This window comes from Pontibacter ruber (assembly GCF_023630205.1).
GTDB classification, from domain to species: Bacteria; Bacteroidota; Bacteroidia; order Cytophagales; family Hymenobacteraceae; genus Pontibacter; species Pontibacter ruber.
The window spans coordinates 315620-335036 of the sequence record NZ_JALPRR010000001.1 but is presented as its reverse complement, the minus strand read 5'-3'; the positions used below and the strand labels follow the sequence as shown (position 1 = coordinate 335036).

Annotated in this window: 16 protein-coding genes; 1 reads left to right on the top strand and 15 read right to left on the bottom strand. The window is 49.5% G+C overall.

All coding sequences use genetic code 11. From position 1 onward, the window contains the following. Positions 1 to 237: 237 nt before the first annotated feature. From MJ611_RS01365 to MJ611_RS01320, 10 genes are all read right to left on the bottom strand, one after another. A complete protein-coding gene (locus tag MJ611_RS01365; RefSeq protein WP_250427555.1) occupies positions 238 to 1728 on the bottom strand; it encodes an amino acid permease in 1491 nt (496 codons plus the stop codon). Positions 1729 to 1824: 96 nt separating this feature from the next. Then, positions 1825 to 2178 (bottom strand): hypothetical protein, encoded by a 354-nt coding sequence (locus MJ611_RS01360; RefSeq protein WP_250427554.1) that lies wholly within the window; start codon positions 2176 to 2178, stop codon positions 1825 to 1827. 10 nt (positions 2179 to 2188) lie between these two features. Then, positions 2189 to 3943: an amino acid permease gene (locus MJ611_RS01355; RefSeq protein WP_250427553.1), complete on the bottom strand. Its 1755-nt coding sequence runs from the start codon at positions 3941 to 3943 to the stop codon at positions 2189 to 2191. 9 nt (positions 3944 to 3952) lie between these two features. Next, positions 3953 to 5059 carry a lysylphosphatidylglycerol synthase transmembrane domain-containing protein gene (locus MJ611_RS01350; protein WP_250427552.1) on the bottom strand — a complete coding sequence of 369 codons (1107 nt, stop codon included), beginning with the start codon at positions 5057 to 5059 and terminating at the stop codon, positions 3953 to 3955. A gap of 19 nt (positions 5060 to 5078) precedes the next feature. Beyond that, positions 5079 to 7016, bottom strand: a complete 1938-nt coding sequence (locus tag MJ611_RS01345) for a KUP/HAK/KT family potassium transporter (RefSeq protein WP_250427551.1) — start codon at positions 7014 to 7016, stop codon at positions 5079 to 5081. A 77-nt stretch (positions 7017 to 7093) separates the two neighbouring features. Then, positions 7094 to 7741, bottom strand: a complete 648-nt coding sequence (locus tag MJ611_RS01340; protein WP_250427550.1) for a DedA family protein — start codon at positions 7739 to 7741, stop codon at positions 7094 to 7096. Between the two features lie 128 nt (positions 7742 to 7869). Further along, positions 7870 to 8226, bottom strand: a complete 357-nt coding sequence (locus tag MJ611_RS01335; RefSeq protein ID WP_250427549.1) for a hypothetical protein — start codon at positions 8224 to 8226, stop codon at positions 7870 to 7872. 211 nt (positions 8227 to 8437) lie between these two features. Further along, a complete protein-coding gene (locus MJ611_RS01330) occupies positions 8438 to 8980 on the bottom strand; it encodes a hypothetical protein (protein WP_250427548.1) in 543 nt (180 codons plus the stop codon). A 169-nt stretch (positions 8981 to 9149) separates the two neighbouring features. Then, a complete protein-coding gene (locus tag MJ611_RS01325) occupies positions 9150 to 10217 on the bottom strand; it encodes a LacI family DNA-binding transcriptional regulator (protein ID WP_250427547.1) in 1068 nt (355 codons plus the stop codon). Positions 10218 to 10921: 704 nt separating this feature from the next. After that, on the bottom strand, positions 10922 to 12007 hold the full coding sequence (locus MJ611_RS01320) for an AI-2E family transporter (RefSeq protein ID WP_250427546.1): 1086 nt from the start codon (positions 12005 to 12007) through the stop codon (positions 10922 to 10924). A gap of 228 nt (positions 12008 to 12235) precedes the next feature. Between MJ611_RS01320 and MJ611_RS01315 the strand changes: the two genes are divergently transcribed. After that, positions 12236 to 13048 (top strand): phosphatase PAP2 family protein, encoded by an 813-nt coding sequence (locus tag MJ611_RS01315; protein ID WP_250427545.1) that lies wholly within the window; start codon positions 12236 to 12238, stop codon positions 13046 to 13048. A gap of 68 nt (positions 13049 to 13116) precedes the next feature. On the opposite strand, the gene MJ611_RS01310 is transcribed toward MJ611_RS01315, so the two are convergent. The 5 genes from MJ611_RS01310 to MJ611_RS01290 form a co-directional block, all read right to left on the bottom strand. After that, on the bottom strand, positions 13117 to 14394 hold the full coding sequence (locus tag MJ611_RS01310; protein WP_250427544.1) for an SdiA-regulated domain-containing protein: 1278 nt from the start codon (positions 14392 to 14394) through the stop codon (positions 13117 to 13119). A 62-nt stretch (positions 14395 to 14456) separates the two neighbouring features. Further along, the gene (locus tag MJ611_RS01305) at positions 14457 to 15737 is read right to left on the bottom strand and encodes a sensor histidine kinase (protein WP_250427543.1); all 1281 of its coding nucleotides are present in this window, start codon (positions 15735 to 15737) and stop codon (positions 14457 to 14459) included. After that, complete coding sequence (locus MJ611_RS01300) at positions 15737 to 16411, bottom strand: response regulator transcription factor (RefSeq protein WP_250427542.1); 675 nt, start codon at positions 16409 to 16411, stop codon at positions 15737 to 15739. Before MJ611_RS01300 ends, MJ611_RS01305 begins: the two co-directional genes overlap by 1 nt. A 300-nt stretch (positions 16412 to 16711) precedes the next feature. After that, positions 16712 to 17974: an MgtC/SapB family protein gene (locus MJ611_RS01295; RefSeq protein WP_250427541.1), complete on the bottom strand. Its 1263-nt coding sequence runs from the start codon at positions 17972 to 17974 to the stop codon at positions 16712 to 16714. A gap of 110 nt (positions 17975 to 18084) precedes the next feature. After that, positions 18085 to 19404, bottom strand: coding sequence for a TolC family protein (locus tag MJ611_RS01290; protein WP_250427540.1), 1320 nt, complete (start codon positions 19402 to 19404; stop codon positions 18085 to 18087). Between the last annotated feature and the right edge of the window lie 13 nt (positions 19405 to 19417).

The window sequence follows — 19417 nt, the reverse complement described above, 5'->3', positions numbered from 1 at the left end:
GCTTTGGTTATACTTTGCTTCAGCTTGTGTCGCTGCGCTTTGTAGGGGCAGCTAGTTTTGTTTCTTCTGCTGGTGCCTGAAATATAGAACCAGCAGTGTAAGAAATGTTAAAAAGATGAAAAGATAAACCAGTTTCATACTTTCAATTTGATCTTACCGATTGAAGGTGCTGGTAAATGCAGCTTATACTTAATCAGGTCTGTTGCTCAAAAAACAGGTATACCGCCCGGTAAGTTGTTAACGGGCTGATACGGTTGTATCCGCATTTTCTGTTTGCTTTTGCAGTTTGCTGTGTTTGCGGCCGTACAGGAAATAGATCGCGATACCGATAGCCATCCACACGATTAAACGCATCCAGGTATCAAAACCGAGGTTAACCATCATGTATCCGCAAATCAGAATACCTAAAATGGGTACAAGCGGTACAAAAGGTGTTTTGAACGGACGGTTCAGGTGCGGAGAGGTACGGCGCAGCATGATGATGCCTGCGCAAACAATAACGAACGCCAGCAGGGTGCCTATACTTACCAGTTCGCCCAGCAAACCGATCGGGAAGATACCGGCAATAACAGCAGCAATAACGCCTGTGATGATAGTGGCCACGTAAGGCGTGTTAAAGCGTGGATGCACTTTACCAAACAAAGCCGGCAACAAGCCGTCGCGTGACATTGCGTAGAAGATGCGGGGCTGTCCCATCAGCATTACCAGCACCACAGAGGCTAAACCGGCTATAGCGCCTATGCCCGTAAAGAAGTATAGCCACTTAAGCGCAGGACCTGCAGCTGTAAGCGCCACAAGTACCGGATCCGGAACGTTCAGGTTCTCATAAGAAGTAAGACCGGTAAGCACCAGCGACATCAAAATATAAAGTATCGTGCAAATGCCAAGGGAAGCAAGCATGCCGATCGGCATGTCTTTTTGTGGATTTTTGGCCTCCTGGGCTGCAGTACTTACGGCGTCGAAACCAATGTAAGAGAAGAACACGATAGCTGCACCCTGCACGATGCCGCTCCAGCCGAAACGCGTGGTGCCGTTTGGCAGGATCTCCATTTTAGGGATAAACGGCTCCCAATTCGCAGCATTCACATACTGAAAACCGAAGGCGATTACCAGCAACACAATTGCGATCTTCACAACCACGATCACGTTGTTTAGCTTGGCAGATTCATGTATGCCAATTATCAGCAAAGCAGTCAGAGCAAGGATCAGGATAACAGCAGGCAGGTTGACAATGGCCCCTGTCGTAGTAATAGACGAGCCATCGTAAGCCAAGGGCGCGCTGGCAATTGCTTCCGGTATGTGTATGCCCAGCGATTTGATCAGGCTCACAAAGTTACCGCTCCAACCAACAGCCACTGTAGCCGCACTGAACAGGTACTCAAGTATCAGGTCCCAGCCAATGATCCAGGCAATGAATTCGCCCAGTGTAGCATAGCCATAGGTATAGGCGCTACCGGCAACCGGTATCATGGACGCAAATTCGGCATAACACAAGCCGGCAAACAAACAACCCAAGCCTGCAATAATAAAGGAGAAAACAATAGCCGGACCAGCAGCATTGGCTGCAGCCGTACCGGTGAGTACGAAAATACCTGCTCCAATAATTGCCCCGATGCCCAGCATGGTCAGGTTGCCGGCACCAAGCGTTCTCTTGAGCGTGTGTTCGCCGCTCTCCGATTCGTTGATAAGTTTATCGACTGATTTAGTCGCAAATAGGTTTTTAGCCATTTTAAAGGTGTTATGAGGTAAATAAATTAGCACAGCCATCAGGCTGCAGCGATCAAAATGCCTGTAGCAAGTTCAGGCGTACCAACATAAAAATGGCTAGGGAGCGTTGGGCAGTATCCGGTATTGTTCAGATAAAGAAGAAAAGCCAAGTATGGCTTTTGTAGGCTTCAGCGCCTGGTAAAATAAAATGGACAAGAGCAGGCCGCAGGCCAGCAGCAGGAGCGGAGCTTCCAGTTCTGGAACGGCGGCGGCTGCGTAAGGAGCAGTTGGCTCTGCCCAGGCTACCGGCGTTCCCTGCTCCTGCTGTTTTAACTCTTCTGTAGCATCAAGGTAATTGAAGTTGTATGCCTCAGGCAGTGCCTGGCCTGGTGTGAAAGAAACAGAAAAGCATAGCAAGGCTGCCCACAATTGTAGGAGAAGTACAGTCGCTATGCTTTTTACCTGATTCAAACTTCTTGTATCAATCTTGTGACACTAAAGGTGATTCTGCTTTATGAAGCCTGCTGTTCCGGTAACCATAGGCAAAATAGATGATGAGGCCAAGGAAGAGCCACGCCAGAAAACGGCTCCAGTTCGTGATGCCCAACTCCGTCATCAGGTACAAATTAGTGAGCAGGCCCAGCACCGGTATCAGGGAAAGATTGCGGGTAAAGGTAAGCACCGTCATAACAGCAGCAACGATGATAAAGCCTATCAACGGCAGTTTGTGCTGGAAAACCTCCCAGCCACCTTCCATACTCAGGAATGAGCTCACCTCCGCTCCGTTGTAGCTGAAAAGCAGTGCTACGATCGCCAGTACGATCAGCGGCAGCGTATACTTTCCGTTGATGTAAGGCACGCGGAAGCCTCTGTTTGTTGCGGCAGTATTTTCCCGTCTTTGGTCGAGCAGCAGTATGCCGCCGCACACCAGCACAAAAGCAAACAGCGTTCCGATACTTGTCAGGTCAGTTACCTCGGTCAGGTTCATGAACAGGGCAGGTACAGCTACTACAAACCCTGTTACGATGGTAGCAAAAGAGGGAGTTCTGTACTTTGGATGGATGCGGGAGAAAACGCTTGGCAGCAAACCGTCACGGCTCATTGTCATCCAGATACGGGGCTGCCCGTACTGAAACACCAGCAGCACACTGGCCATGGCTACAATGGCGCTCATGGCTACAATGCCGGCTATCATGTCCAGGTTCACTCTCGAGAAAACGTAGGCCAGCGGGTCACCTACAGCCAACTCGCTGTAAGGAACCATACCCGTAAGCACTAGGGCCAGTATCACATAGAGAACAGTACAAATGATGAGTGCATAGATCATGGCACGGGGCAGGTCGCGCTGCGGATTCTCACATTCTTCGGCCGTGGTAGAGATGGCGTCAAAACCAATATAGGCGAAGAAAACCGCCGATACCCCTTTCAGGATACCTGATATGCCATTCGGCGCAAAAGGGGACCAGTTGTCGGTGTTCACGTAAAACGCACCAACCGTTATCACCAGAAGTATAACTACAAGCTTGAGCAGCACCAGCAGGTTTGCAGTGCGCTTCGATTCTTTGATACCAATGTATACCAGGTAGGTAATCAGCACCGTAATGCCCAGCGCCGGAATGTCGGCAACCAGTTTGATGCCTCCTATGGCAGGAGCCTTCAGCCATGCCTGGTAAGCTTCCTGTATATTGCCCGGCAGGCTGGACAATGCCTGGCCTTGGGCGAGCGCTTCCATGGCTGTTGTATAGCCACGCGAGGCACTCAGAAAGTCCATTGTCAGGTATTCGGGTATGCCAATGCCAACCCCCTGCAACACGGCCGTAAAGTAATCAGACCAGGAAATGGCAACGGCGATGTTACCGATCGCATACTCCATGAGCAGGTCCCATCCGATGATCCAGGCCACCAGTTCTCCAAAAGAGGCATACGCATAGGTATAAGCGCTCCCTGACACAGGTATGGAAGAGGCAAACTGAGCGTAACACAAGGCCGAGAAACCGCAGGCAATGGCTGTAAAGATAAACAGCAGCGATACCCCCGGTCCGCCTGCCGCACTTGCATTGCCGATGGTACTGAAGATGCCAGCACCTATGATGGCGGCAATACCAAAAGAAACCAAATCCTTCAGTTGGAGGGTGCGCACCAGGTTGGTGCCATGTACGTTGTCTTCCGGGTTAAAATCTGCAAGCAGTGCTGCGGCACTTTTACGACGGGTGAGGTTCTGAAATAGGTTGCGCATATAAAGCTTTTATAAAGCTGTTTCTTCGTTTGAGTAATGAGGCTGTTCCAATGTTTCAGGTGGGGTATTGCCAGCAGTATCCTGACTGAATACATTGGCCGCCCACTTCGGAAAAATTATAGCACCGATCACCAAATATAAGTAATAAGTTAATAAACGGTACAGCAACACGACAATAGCGGTAAAACTGCCAATAAAAGTGCCAAAAAAAGCCGGGAAAGCGATTTCGGCAAAGCCTGCTCCGCCCGGTGTTATCGAAACGAACAGTACGATCTTGTAAATAAGGTTGCGTGCAAAAATAATCAGCTGATCGAACAGGGCAATATCTGCGAAGGCAGCGATCAGGCAGCCGATAATGATGTAGCGTGCCGTCCAGACGAATGCCGTGGAGATGCCCGCATGCAACCAGTACGAAAGATTTTTGGTGCGCATGTGCATCGAAGCGATCATCAGCTCGTTTGCATGCCTGAACAGGGTTCTTTTCCAGCGCTGGAACGGTTTCAGATGCCCGATCCTCATCAGTAGCCTTTTAACAGCCCGCGGGTTGATGAACAGGGCATACGACATCAAAAAGGCATAGCAGGCAATGAGCAGGTAAGAAACCACAAAGGCTACCATTATACTTTCGCGGAGCGTTTCGTTCAACCCTTCCATTTCGGGCAGTACCTGACCATGCGTAAACAGCAGCACCGGGGGTACTGCCAGCACAAAGTATAAATTATCCAGCATGGCTGTTACCATTACCTGCGCGATCGATCTGCCCAGCGGGATTTTCTCTTTAAACAGGATATAAGAGGCGATGGTAGTGCCTCCCACCACCGAGGGCAACGCGCAGGACGCAAACTCCCACAGCATGATCACATTGAAGCTCTGTTTCCAGCTCAGCACCTTGTCTGTTACGTACCGGATGCGGTACATGTAGCCAAAATCCCGCACAAAGAGCACCAGCAGCGCCATGCCAATCCAGAAGAGGTTTGCCTGCAGCAACGTCTCGAGCTGGCCGGGCTCGTAGTTTTTATACAGCATATAGCCAACTACGCCCAGGCCAAGCAGTATCGGCAGGATGATCTTCCTGGCAGAGAATTTTTCCTGCAGCTGTTCTTTTGTTAAAGCCATATGCGCTGTTTGTTAATGGTTATACTTTTACCCGCTTTAGCTCAGGCAACTGTACAGGCATGATGATGAGGGGCACTTTCTCTACTTTTACAGAGCTGGTATCCAGGCCAAACCACTTGCTTTCGGAGCTGGTAAACTGCTTGATGTTGAAGTACCACTCCATGATAATACGCTTTAAAAGCGGAAGATCGTTCTCAAATGACAGAAACTTCTCCAGCACCACAAACCTGAAGTCACCGATAAGGTGTTGTTTGTTCAGGGAAGGATAGCGGCTGGTAATGTCCACTTCGCCGTTCTGCACCAGTTCTTCCACCACTTTCCGGAAGAAGAGGTTAATGCGCTGCTGCACCCGGAAACCCAGCCTGAAATCGACGCGGAACACGTTGCCTTCGGCCAGTTTGCGCACTTTATACTCTGTGGTGTAAGGCTCATCGGTAGTTTCCACGTGTACGAACCAGTAAATATCCGCACGCTTGGGCCGCTTCTGGAAGATCGAGTAGATCACTTTTGTCTCGATCTCCTTCGGGTGCGGCGCACTGCTCATAAACACCAGGTGCGTGGTGTACTTGGGGATGGTCTCATCGGCACTGAGTGCCTGCAGGGCCGGAAGGTAATCTTTCAGGCGCACGTATTCGGTAAGGCTGCGCTTGATCTGGAAGGCATTTATCCAGATGTACATAATGGTAAGCAGCAAACCGCCGATCAGCAGCGACACCCAGCCGCCGTGCGGGAACTTGCTCAGGTTGGCAACCAGGAAAGCGGCTTCAATGGCCACATAAACAGCGAGGAACAGGCTCACGAACGTCTTTGATTTATACTTCGTGAAGATGTAGTAGCTCATCAGGATGGTAGTCGACAGCATGGCCATGGTGATGGCCAGCCCGTAAGCTGCCTCCATGTGCTCCGATTCCCGGAAGTATAGCACAATGCCCACACAGCCCAGCCACAGCAGCCAGTTTATACTTGGTACATACAACTGCCCCTTCATGTTGGTAGGGTATACCAGCTTAACACGCGGCCACAAATTTAGCCGGATGGCCTCGCTGATCAGGGTGAAGGAGCCGGAAATAAGTGCCTGGCTGGCAATGATGGCGGCAATGGTTGCAATGGCTATCCCGAAAAGGAGGAACCAGCCCGGCATGATGCCATAAAACGGGTTCTCTTTCAGCAGCCTGCCTTCCTGTGTCATCAGCCAGGCTCCCTGGCCCAGGTAGTTCAGCAGCAGGCAGGTCTTCACAAAGGTCCAGCTCAGGCGGATGTTCGGGCGGCCGCAATGGCCCAGGTCCGAGTACAAGGCCTCTGCACCTGTTGTGCACAGGAACACAGCGCCCAGCAGCCAGAAACCATTCGGGTAATTTACCAGCAGGTCATAGGCAAAGTATGGGTTCAGTGCCTGCAGGATCTCCGGATGATCGATCACAGAAATGGCGCCCAGCGAACCCAACATGGTAAACCACAGGAACATGATAGGACCGAAGGCTTTGCCCACTATCTCGGTGCCAAAGCTCTGCATCAGGAAGATGGCCGTAAGTATGGCAATGACAATGGGAACCGTCGGGATGCCCGGGTAAAGTATACGTAGCCCCTCAATGGCTGAAGAAACCGAAATAGGAGGGGTGATGATCCCATCGGCAAGGAGGGCAGCGCCTCCTATCATGGCAGGTACGATCAGCCAGCCAGCCCGGCGCCGGATCAGGGTGTAAAGCGAGAAAACGCCTCCCTCGCCGTTGTTATCAGCCTGCAGCGTCAGCAGCACATACTTTATGGTGGTCTGTAACGTTAATGTCCAGAAAACGCAGGAAATGCCGCCGTACACCAGTGTTGCAGAGATCGGGGCGTTTCCGATAACGGCTTTCATTACGTACAGCGGCGATGTGCCGATGTCGCCGTAAATGATGCCAAGAGAAATCAGCAAGCCGGCTGTAGATACAGCACTGGCCTTTGTGTTGCTACTCATGTAAATAAGAATAAAATAAAAGCTGCCTCACCTGGAGCGGGGCAGTATTAAAGTATGAAGATGCCGGGTGGTTAAACTTAGAGTCTGGCCTTGAAACGCTGCTTTGCAATCGTGAAAATTGGAGGCAGCAACGAAATAACAATGATACCAAGCACCAGCAGCGAGAAGTGACGTTTCACCGCTGGCAGGTTGCCAAACATATAGCCGATCATCAGGAAAAACACTACCCACAGCAGCGCTCCGATCACATTGAAGTATAAAAACCGCTTGTAGTTCATTTTGCCCATGCCTGCCACAAAGGGCGCGAACGTACGCACGATTGGTATAAAGCGGGCATAGATGATGGTGCGGCCACCGTAACGGTCGTAGAAATGCTCAGCCTGTTGCAGGTGCGATTGCCGCAGAAACCAATAGTCTTTTGCATATACCCTGCTGCCGAACTTGATACCTGTCATGTAGTTGAAGGAATCGCCCAGAATGGCAGCCGTAATAAGCAAGCCCAGAAGGAACGGCACGTTCAGCCCGGAAGCAGGTATGGCTGCCAGTGCACCCAACGCAAACAGCAGCGAATCGCCGGGCAGGAAAGGCGTTACCACAAGCCCTGTCTCACAAAAAACAATCAGAAAAAGGATAAGGTAGATCCAGTTTTCGTACTCCTGCAGCAACTCTACCAGGTGCTGGTCAATATGAAGTATAAAACTGATCAGGTGCTGTATAAGCTCCATAAAAGTAATTAAGTAAAATAAATGAATGATGGAAGTATGATCAGAAGTGTTGACGGCCAGCCTGTTCGAGGAAAGCTGAAGGCACAACAACTTCGGATACAAAAAGAGTTTACAAACGATGACGAAGGCTAGGGACCTTTGGTGAGTATGGAATGCAGGGCGCTCTCACAAGAGAAAAAATTACAGAAAGCAGGTATGGCTTCCGATATAAAGTGTCTTGTATACTGCGGCTGTAGAGATGGCTGTAGCTGAGGCGTATACAGATCTTTATGAAGCTGTAGCACAGCCTGCGGGGTTCCGGCAGTTATTTCGCCGGCGCTCAGCGTAAAGGGTGCCGGATCATTGTCAGCAAGATACGCCTGCCGTACTGCTTCCGAAGCAGCAGTTTCTGTTACAACAGGCATCGCTAAAGCTGCCAGGCTACACAGGAAGAAAGTTAATAACAAGCCCCACTTTTGCAGCAAACGTGTCTCTGTCGTTTTCATCACAACAAAGGAATATAGTTGTAGTTTGTAAAACAATAGGTTAGCAAAAGATTATTTTCAGGATAATGCGGTTGAGGGCTAGATGTTGCTTTTCAGTTTTAGGTTTGCGCAGCCAATTAGCGAGGCGTAGTTAAGCTTAAGGACTACACTTTGTTATTGGCTGCTATAGTAGATGTCATCTAAGTCTAGTTAGAGTGAAAGCTCCCCATACTTACTTTTGCACTTCCTTGATCTTTATCAATGTATCAATTGCTAACTTTAATTTGTTTGCCACATATTCTTCATTAAAATCATTGACGATAAACTCTTTGCTGTCATTTGTCAGGAGAATAAGGCGGAACATAGACGAAACCGCTGAACCATGTTTTACTCTTTCGGTTTTTAACTTACAGACTTCTCCGAAGTGAAATACTATAGGTTTACGGATCTTTTTTAGGAGGGCGTTTGTAGGCGTGAAAACAAACAGCTTATCGTGTAGATTTACCTCTACCTGGTTTTCAGCCTTGATAATATCATAGAAGGCATACCCAATAACAGCAAACCACACAAACAAGACATAGTAGTTTACTTCCTCAGGTGTAAAAAACCATGCTACTGCAGGAGCAAGAAGTACTGCTAAGAGCAAATAATTAGCCCAAAGACTGCTCTTGTTCTGCAGTATAAAGCCATCCTTTGTTTTTAAGATACCGCCCTTCAGGTTTTTTCTTTCGAGCAAAGTGAAAATACCATTAACTACTTTTTCCTCTCGATTCATAGATGTAAATGCATACAACTTATATATAAAGTAGTTCTGTGATGGATTCAGGTCATCCTCTATTTAGGACTTCGGAAATTGCATGTTCAGTGCCGTCCCAACAAATGTTTTGTGCCTTGGTAATATAGCAACTACCTTAAATAGGTGAGAGATGTAGGGTACTATAGCCTCAAATATCTGCCTCAATATAATATTGCAGGTTCTCTTTGGTGATGATATCCAGCGGTAAGTACTTGATGGGGTTGTTTTTCTTTTTGAAGACCAGGTGATCTGCCAATCCATAAATACCCCAGTAGCCTTGCCCTTTCGGGTTCTGGTTGATCAGGAAGTCGATGGTTTCGCTGTTGAGGAAGTGCAGGTTCTTCTCGATAAGGTCGTAGCCGATGAGCCGCACATGGGTTATTTGCCGTTTCTGCAGGTAGGTGGCTACAATATTGGCTTTCGAGTTCGTAACAAAAATCCCTTTGATTTGGGTCTCCTCTTCAAAAAGACTGTCTAACTGCTGGGCTATAGTATGTTGTGCGGTGGCTTTCAGATCCTTCTGTATTACGGTATAAAAGCCTTCTTGCCCGTGAGACGAGAAGTAGTCTACAAACCCTTGTTCTTTGTGGATCAGGTGCGTGGAGTTCTGGATATCCTCTTCGATGTGGGCTACCACAAAGGTTGCTTTCTCGCGGCAGCCGTAGTGCATCAGTTTTCCTGCCAGCACGCCGCTCTGGTATGAGTCCTGGCCGATGTACATCAGGGGCTCGTAGGCAGGGATGTGTGTGTTGAACTGCACAAAGGGCACCTTGCTGCTCTTCCATTTGTTCAGGAAAGCCAGCGACTCGCGGTAAAAGATCGGAGCCACCAGGATGCCGTCGAAAGCTAATTCCTCCACCTTGCCAGCTGCCCGGGTAAAAGATGCTGCGTCAAGAGAGTCGTAGATAAAGTGTGTTACCCGGATGCCGTAGCGCTTGAGTTCTTCCTCTGCCTTGTCGATGCCGCTCTTTGGGGCCTGCCAGTAGCTGTCGGCCTTGGGGTCGGGTATGATGGCGGCGATGTGGTATACCTTGTTGTTAACAAGTGTTCTTGCCAGCAGGTTTGGCTCGTAATTCAGTTCCTCAGCAATTTTTGTAACACGCTGTCGTACATCTTCTGCTACCCTGCCCCGGTTATGAAGCACACGGTCTACAGTGCCGGTCGATACATTCGCTCTCTCCGCAATATCCTTTATCCTGACGATCTGTTTTGTCACGTTATTGGTAAGTTAAGAAATCTGCTGTTTCACTGCGCGTGCATACTTTCCTCTAAACCCTTACTGGCAGTGAGCTAATGACCACAAATCTACTTAATTATCTTTTAATCTTACTTACCTGCACCGGCCGTCTGCAACAGGAACAAACATCTTGTTGGATTAATTATACTGCAGTAGCCATTGAGTGCAACGTTGAAAAATATTTGCGTGTTCGAACACATTTTTTTGTCATGTTCTTTGGAGAATGATTTTTTTCCTGCTAAGTTTACTTACGATTCATCATTTTATGATGTGGGTTATTAAGGTGTATTTTACCTGCAGGCATTGCTGCTAATTCGTCCGTTAGCAGTTATGCCTAAAAGGTAAAATTTTCTCCCTTCCTCGCTTCTCCCGAAGCTGTTTTTTCTCCTCTCTATATTTTGTTTTTACAGAGTATCAGTTGTTTGCTGTAGCATACTCATTTTGCTTGTTCCCCTTTTGCATTAACTGCACTGCATACACTTCCTTTTTAATTGTCTGAACCGTCGATAGCGTTATTCTAAGAAGAGGCACGTCGTGTAGGGAAGTATGACCTGTTTTGAATTGAGCACCAAAGCTTGCGTGTGTTTGAGGGGACGTGCACGCAAGAGCGGAAGTATAAATGCATTTGTACTTGCAGCTGCGTTAGCTCGAATCCTTTATACTTTGATAGATGAAGTATGGTGTTAGCCTTTCCCGAAAAGACCTTTTAGCTTATCAACCCATTTGGGGTCTTCTACCTCGTTTTGCAGCAGAAAGCCGTAGGGGTGAAGCTTCTGGACATGCTGGCTCACAATACGAACAACAGCAAACAGGGGCTCGAACAGGATCATGCCCGGAATGCCCCAGATCATTTCGCCGAGCACAATGGCTATGATGGTGAATATCGGGCTCAGGTTCAGCTTCGAGCCCATCACCAGCGGCTCAATGATGTTGTTGTCGATTACCTGGGCTGCTACAAGTATGGCAAAGGTAGGCAGCACCATACTCGGGGAACCGCTGATCATGGCCACAATTAACGGAAACACGGCGCCGACAAAGGCACCCACATACGGTATAATTGTGGGCAGTACCGCAATTATACTTACCAGCACGGCATTTTTCAGGCCCAGGACAGAGAGGCCGATGCTGTAAAAAATGGCCAGGAACAGCATCGACATGAGCCTACCGACCAGGTACTGCGCTGCCACCTGCTTTATTTCATTTACAACCTGTTGGGCTTCCGGCCTGTTTTCCGGCGACACCAAGCGCAACGTAAATTCTTCAAACTTTTCGCGCTTCCACATCAGGAAGAACATGTAAAGCACTACCAGCACAAAAGCGCTTACCAGGCCCAAGGTACCACTGAGCACGGTCGTAAAATACTTGTTAGCCGACTGAGATAATGAGCTGATCTGCTCCCGGACGAAGGTGATCTGTTGCTGTGGCGATGCACCATACTTGTGCTGTATCCACTGCTGCAGGGTGTCAAGCAGCTGTTCCAGCTTTTTCTGGATCTGGGGCAGGTCTTCTGAAAAACTGACAAGCTGTGCTGCAATAACAGCGGCTATAGCTGCCAGAAAAAGCATAAAGATCAGAATACACAGCAACGTAGCTACCCCACGGCCAATGCCCCACTGCTCGAGTTTGCGGCTTACTGGGGTCATCAGCATAGAAAGCAACGCAGCAAAGCCAAGCGGAATGAAAAAGATCCGGCCATAGTACAGGGCGATTACTAACAGAATTCCGAACAGAAGTATGGCGCTGGCGCGATAGATAGAGATACTCTTCATAAGGGCTATCAAGGGTTGATTTTGCTGCAGCTATACTTCTGCTTCAGCAATGGGTAAGTATAGATTGCCTCTAATACATACTTTGTGTCCTGTTGGTTGTGATGGTGCACACCTGCACCTGGTATACTGGGTTAGAAAAGAGTTATCTCTAATCGGTAGGGCAGGAGGTACAACTACAGATTTTCTTCAGAATCGGGTAGTAGAATAACCCTGTTGATCCCATGCACTATGAAAATACCACTACTATTGCTGTTGTTCCTGTCCGTTGCTCCGGCGCGGGCACAATATTCGGAGCTAAAAGCTCAGGATTCACTAAGTCTTCCAACCGCCACTGCCGCAGCAGATACCAATACGTTGCTGCTGGAGGTAAAGCACAACCTGCACCCGCTGGTGCGCAAGTCTATCATGCCTAGCGTGCTTATTGGGCTGGGGCTGATGCACCTGGATGATGAAGGCTTTTTTGAAGGCAGCCGGGGAGTACGCAATGTGGTACAGCGGAACTACAGTAACTTTAGCACGCGTGCCGATGATCATACGCGTTTTGTGCCGGTATTAATGGCGGCAGGTCTGAACATAGCCGGCGTAAAGGGAGAACATCATGTGGTCGATCAGGTATTTCTGGTAGGTATGACCTATCTGCTAAACCGCACCCTGAGCAATAATCTCAAGAGCCTGACAGCCATTAAACGCCCCGGCAATGGTACAGAAGACGCCTTTCCCTCAGAACATACCAGCAGTGCTTTCGCTTACGCTACTTTTTTTCATAAAGAGTATGGGCGCCGGAGTGTGTGGTACAGCGTTGCCGGGTATTCTTTTGCCACCGCCACAGGCGTGATGCGCATCCTGAACGACAGGCACTGGCTCTCGGATGTGCTGGCCGGTGCAGGTATAGGCATTCTGTCTGCGGAGGTTGTTTACCTGGTTTACCCTGTGCTGCAGCGTAAAATCATCAGCAATTACAAAGAGAAGCACGGCTTCAGCATAACGCCTTTCTACAGCCAGGCAGCCGGCGGCCTTGCCCTGCTGTACCGGCTGCCATAAAAAAGCCCTGCCGGCAGTGATCAATCAAAACACTACCGGCAGGGCGCAGCTTTAGGTTATACTATAGACTATATTCCTTTCGGATACTTCACAATCACACCGTTGCCTTTTTTACCTCCTTCGCTGGCAATGTATAGTTCGCCGTTAGCGCCAAAAGTCATTCCTTCAGGTTGCGAGAGCAGGTTTTTGTCCAGGGTGGTCGTTTTTTGTATCCGGCCCAGTTCATCTAATGTATGCAGGCGCGAGTTTGCGGCATCCAGCACGTATAACTCACCGGAGGTTGGGTGCTTCTCCAGGGAAGATGGCTGCAGGACATCATACTTGCTCTTCTGCTTTTTCTTGCCAGCGGATGCTAATTGTTCCTGCGTAAGCGGAATGGTAATGGCCGGCTTGGACTCCATTTTTTTGTCTGCCAGCGTGAAAGCGTAAATGCCTTTATTTTCTCCTAGTTTGCTGTCGAAACCTTTGCAGGCGATCAGCAGGCGGTCGTTCTCTTCGTCGTAGGCGAGGCCTTCGGCATCCTGGGTAGCAGCCAGTACCGTTTTGTGCTCCTTTACAGCAGGGCTACTGTTCCTGAAATCTGCTACTTCAAAGAGGGTACCGTCGCTGCGAAGTATAAAAGCATCCTTGCCTGCCACAGCAATGCCTTCGTAGTCGCCGGGGCCGGCAAAATCGATTTTCTGTACCACTTGTTTTTTGCCCAGGTCATAGAGGTGAATGGCGCCTTCCTCGTCCTGCACACAAGCGATCAGGTCATCAGAGAGCAAGGCGATGCCCGATACTTCGCGCAGGTTACCCGGTAATTCCCAGCGGGCCTCCGGTTCGGTCAGGGGGCTGTTTGCTGCGCTGCCCGGGCTGCCGACAGGAATCAAGGATGCGGTTTCGGAAGTAGTGCCTGCTGTTGCTGTCGTTTGCTCCTGCAGCAGGGTGCCTTTGTTATCGAAGCGGAGCAACACATCCTGGTTGTTATCCTCCAGCTCCACTACATAGGTAGCTGTTTTGTTTTCGTGCACGCGGTAGGCTTCCTCTACCTTAAAGCTGCCATACTGCGTCTGCAGCAAACTACGGATCGGCTCAGGCAGGTAGCGTTCCTCCAGCTCCTCGCTGTAGGTAAGCAGTTTGCCGTCGGCGCTGAATAGGGCGGTACGCTCATGGCCGCTGATCTTGAATTCAGCTTCAAAATTGCCTTGCTCTTCTTCCCATTCCACATGCTTTACACCTGGATACAGCTCTGTAAATTGTATCTGAACAGGCTCCGGAACCTTTACGTTGTCCCAGATGGGCTCACACGCACTCCCGGCCAGTAGCGTGGCTAGTGTCATTGCATAAAAATATGTCTTCTTCATCGTTTCAGTTTTTTGTACTTCTGCAAGTATACTTCCCGATTCTGAAGAAATTCTGTAGCTGCTTATTTTGAGGAAGATGCCGTGTTGAAGCGGATACAGATACTATGCACGCCATCGGTGTAAGTATAAGTTGGTGTCATTTGATACATGGCGCAGATGCGGCTTACCAGCGCCAGGCCTATGCCAAGCGAGCCGGCATTGTTGCTGCCGCTCATAAAGCGCCCGAACAGCTGTTCTGCAGACCCCTGAGGTGCCTCGCCTGTGTTGCGGATGCAGCACTGCGCCGGCGTAAGGGTAACTTCGATGGTGCCACCTTCCTGGTTGTGGCGGATGGCGTTGAGCAACAGGTTGGAAAGCAGTACCTCGGCCAAGCCACGGTTCATGTGCACAAAAACAGGCTCCAGTTGGGGAGGCAGCAAGGTTAGCCCGTGCATGTCCACCATCTCCTGCAATTGCTCCAACTGTTTTTCTATCAGCTCGTGCAAAGGTACTTCCTCGTTTTCCCGGAACTCCCGGTTCTCAATGCGGGTAAGCAGGATCAGGGACTTGTTGAGGCGGGCCAGCCTGCTGACAGAAGTGTGCATTTCTTCGAGCATGCGGGCCTGTGGCGGCGTCAGGTTGCCGGTCTGCATGAAGAGCTCCAGTTTGCTGTTGACAATGGCCAGGGGCGTTTGTATTTCATGCGAAACATTCTCGGTAAATTCCTTCAGGTTGAGGTAATCCGAATGGATCTTGTCCGTCATGGACTGCAGCACTTCGTTCAGCTCCTGAAACTCGGTGGTGTTGGAGGGCCTGAGCTTAAGCGGGTCGTGCCTGGCCAGGCTGTAGCGCTTTATCTTGCCCAGCGTATCGTAGAAATGCCGCCAGGTATGCTTGTTGACGTAATAATTTACAAAAGCCAGCCCCAGGAGCAACATCAGAAAGATCCAGGTCATAGCCAGAACGGTACTTTCAAACAGGTCATCAAAATCCATCAGCGATTTGAGGATGGTGTACTGGTAGTACTTCCCGTTCTGCTGCGTGGTGAAAGTGAGGCGGCGGTAGGGGATATGCTCCTCGTCGTAAGCGCTGTAGAGCAGCGTATCGGAAATGGCTTCGAGCACTGGGCTGGCATCGGTCACCTGCTTTACAAGTATGGCTTCGGATATGCCCGAGGTAACGTTGGGCAGGCGGTTGTTCTGCCGGATGTAAGCCAAAATGTTTTCCTTATCGGTAAAAAGCTGGTCGTCCACCTCATCGTAGATCTCGACCTGCATGATCTTGTAGTAGCCGAAACCACCCACGAAAAACACTACCACCGACACCAGCAGGTAATACAAACTTGTTTTGGTAAGTATCCTCATTAGCTGCTGAATTTATAGCCTATGCCGTACACCGTCTGGATGTAATCTTCGCCACCGGCTTCTAGCAGCTTGCGGCGCAGGTTCTTGATGTGTGTGTATACAAAGTCCAGCGAGTCCAGCGCTTCTATGTGGTCGCCCCACAGGTGTTCGGCAATGGAATCTTTGGTAAGCACCCGGTTGCGGTTGGTAATAAAGTATAGCAGCAGATCGTACTCTTTTTTGGTAAGCGTCAGCTTCCGGCCATGTACCTGCGCTTCCGCCGATTCGGGGAACACCTCCAGGTCGCCGGCACGCAGGGTTTTCTGCCCATTAAACTGTCGTCGCCTGATCACAGATTTCAACCGCGCGTTCAGCTCCGACAGGTGGAAGGGCTTGGTCAGGTAATCATCGGCGCCCAGCTCCAGCCCTGTTATTTTATCATCCAAAGCATTTTTTGCCGATATAATGATAATGCCGGTTTCGGGCGTGTTCTCCTTCAGCATCCGTACGATCTCAAGGCCATTGCCGTGGGGCAATGTCAGATCGACCAGCACACAGGTATAAGGCAGGTCTGCCACTTTCAGCTTTGCTTCCCTGAGGTCGTATGCCACATCGCAGGTATAGCCTTCCTGCTGCAGGTAGGTAACAATAGAGGCGTTCAGTGCCTGCTCATCTTCAATAATCAGTATTTTCATAGGCTATACTTCCGGGCGTGTGCAACTTAGCGGCAGATTCTGTAGGAAATCTGTTGGCACAGACCGCCTGCACCGGTTAAGTAGAACAGGGAATAGGAAGGATAGGTTACGGGGATAGGGATATTGAATAACTGAATTTTGAATGAGTGATTGTGTGAATAAGTGAATCAGGTAAAAAGTAGAGAGGTATAAAAGTAGAGAAGTATAAAACAGATCCTGTAAATCCTGATTCAGACAATCAACAATCAACAATCAGCAATTCAACAATAAAACCATTCACTCAATCGCTCATTTACTCATTCAAAATTTAAAAAGGCTGAACTCAGCCGGCCACAGCCAGAGCACGAGCAACCCGCCGGTAATGGAGATGCCAAAGAGAACAGCTATGCGCCTGAACAGGGCTTTGCCGCCGAGCATGCCAACCAGAACACCTTTAAAGGCGATGTTGGAGAGTGCAGCCGTCAGAACGATGCGCCAGCCGTTGTGTATTTCAATGCTTTTAGCATTCATCAGTCTAGCCGTTGAAAGCGTGATGGCATCTACATCGGTAAGGCCGGAAATGATGGCAACCAGGTAAAGGCCGCTGCTGCCCAGGTAATCTTTGGCAGCCGCCGTGGCAAGTATAACAGCGGCATAAATGGCCCCGAAAACCAGCGCGGTTTTAAGCTGGGCAGGGTTGCCTTGTTCGGGCATCCGTTCCTCCCCGTTCCGGTTAAAGAAGAAGATCACAGCTGTTACGATTGCCATCAGCAGGAAAACAGCGCCCAGCGGAGGACCAACCCTGGCGATGGTGGCAGGCGCCACTACCGATAATTCTATGATGATGCGGAGCAAAGAAACCGTAGAAGCAATAAAGATCACAAGCGCTGCCAGGGCACTGTTGCCATCGTCTTTTTTAGAGCGGCGCGCATAACTCACGGTGGTAGCTGTACTGGAGATCAGGCCGCCCAGCACCCCGCCTAGAAAAGTGCCGGCCTTTTCTCCGAACAATTTATAGGCATAGTAACCTGCCAGGCCAATGCCCACGATGAGCACCACCATCAGCCAGATGTTGTGTGGGTTAAGTACTTTGTAGGGGCCAAAATCACGGTCGGGCAACACCGGCAAGATCACCAGCGAAACGATGACAAACTGCATACCGGCAGCAAGGTCTTTTTCCCCAATCCGCTCTACAAACTGATGCAGTGGCTCTTTCAGATGCAGCAGCACCGCGACGGTGGCCCCAACGGTTACAGCTATTGTCGTCTGCCCATCCACCAGGTAGGCGCCTACTGCAAACATAAGCAGGGCAGCGGCCTCCGTGGTTTGCCCTGCATCTACGGGAGGGGTTTTGCTCTTAAGTACGTTGGCTACAACCATGATACCCGCCAGGCTGATCAGGCCTGCCGCTACTACCCAGCCACCATATTCCTGTGCCAGCATACCGCTGAGCGTTCCAAACAGTGTAATCAGGGGAAAGGTGCGGATACCTGCAACCCGGGTATTGTCACGCTGGCGCTGTAAGCCGACCAGCAGGCCAAGCCCTAATGATATTGCAAGTGTCTGGAAAAGGTCGTGCTCCATAGATTCTTCCTAATATAAGCAAGGAGCAGGCAATTGCAAAGGGCTATAAAGTATAAAAGTATGGCGTTGGCCATACTTTTATACTATGCTGTAGTTAGCTGTCGATTCTTTTATTGGAAACTAAGTGTTCCGGCGATCTCTTTCAGATTAACCTCTGCCAGTTTAGCTTGGTATTGGGCATTGGTGAAACGAACAGTGGCATTAACAAAATTAAGCTGTGCATCTCTGAATTCTACAGGAGCAATACTTCCCAGGCGGTACTTTTCCAGCGTAATGTCAAGGTTTTGCTTGGCTATTTTCTGATTCTTTTCTTCCAGTTTCACAAGCGATAAACTGGTAAGATAGGTCTGGTAAGCGGCTGTTAGCTGAGCATTTATACTTTGGTTTAGCTGTGCCAGTTCTAACTCCGCATTTTTAGTAGAGATCATGGCATTCTCTTCGCTACGGCGCTGCAGAAAGCCGTTAAAAATATTAACAGAAGCCGTTACTCCGTAATTTAATCCGTTACCCGTTGATAAGGTGGTAAACCCAAGCGCTGACTCGCTCCGGTTGAAGTTATAACCTGTATTAAGGCTAAGTCTTGGGAGACGGTTAGCTTTTACCTGTTTCAGGTCCAGGTCGGCCACGCGCTTGTTAATAACGGCAGCCTGCAAGGCCGGATTCTGCTGAGCGGCTCTCTCTGATAACTGGGCCAGCACCAGTTGTTCATCAATTTCAATGGTATCCACTACACGAAAGCGCTGGCTCACGTCGCGTGCTAAAAGTTCATTTAGTTGCGTTTGGGTGTTTTGGTAGATCTCGTTTAGCTGCAGCGTTCGGGTTGTATCAGTGTTGTAATCTACTTGTGCATTCAGTACCTCCAGGCGGGCTGCTTTGCCAATTTCAAATCTGTTCTGGGCAGTTTGAACGCGCAGGCGTGAAATAACCATTGTGGTATCCAATGCTCTTAACTGTTGCTGTTGCTGTACCAGGTTATAATATACACTGATCACGTCAGCAACGCGGGCAAGTACGGTTTGCTGCAGGTTAGCTTCGCCTAATTTTTGGAACTCCTTCAGTTGCTCATAACGGGCAAACATACCCATGCCGTCAAAAATGGTCCAGTTCAGGCTGACGCCATAGTTCAGGTTAGAGCCTTTGGCACCATTGCGCTCTACTTTTGCACCGCTTTCGCGGGTCTGGGAGCTGTTCTGTATGGTATTGTTCTGCGAGAGATTACCGGTCACAACGGGCAGCATGCCGGCATTGGCTCGGTTTGCATTGTTCTTATCTATCTCCAGGTCGTTGGCAACCAGCTTTATGTCATAGTTCCGCTCTAAGGCAATTTTAACAGCATTTTCCAGCGTCAGGACTTCCTGAGCATTGGTCTTGCCACTTGTAAGTACAATCGACAGGACCAGCGCAAACAGGAGGGCAATTTTATACTTCATATAAGTATGAAAA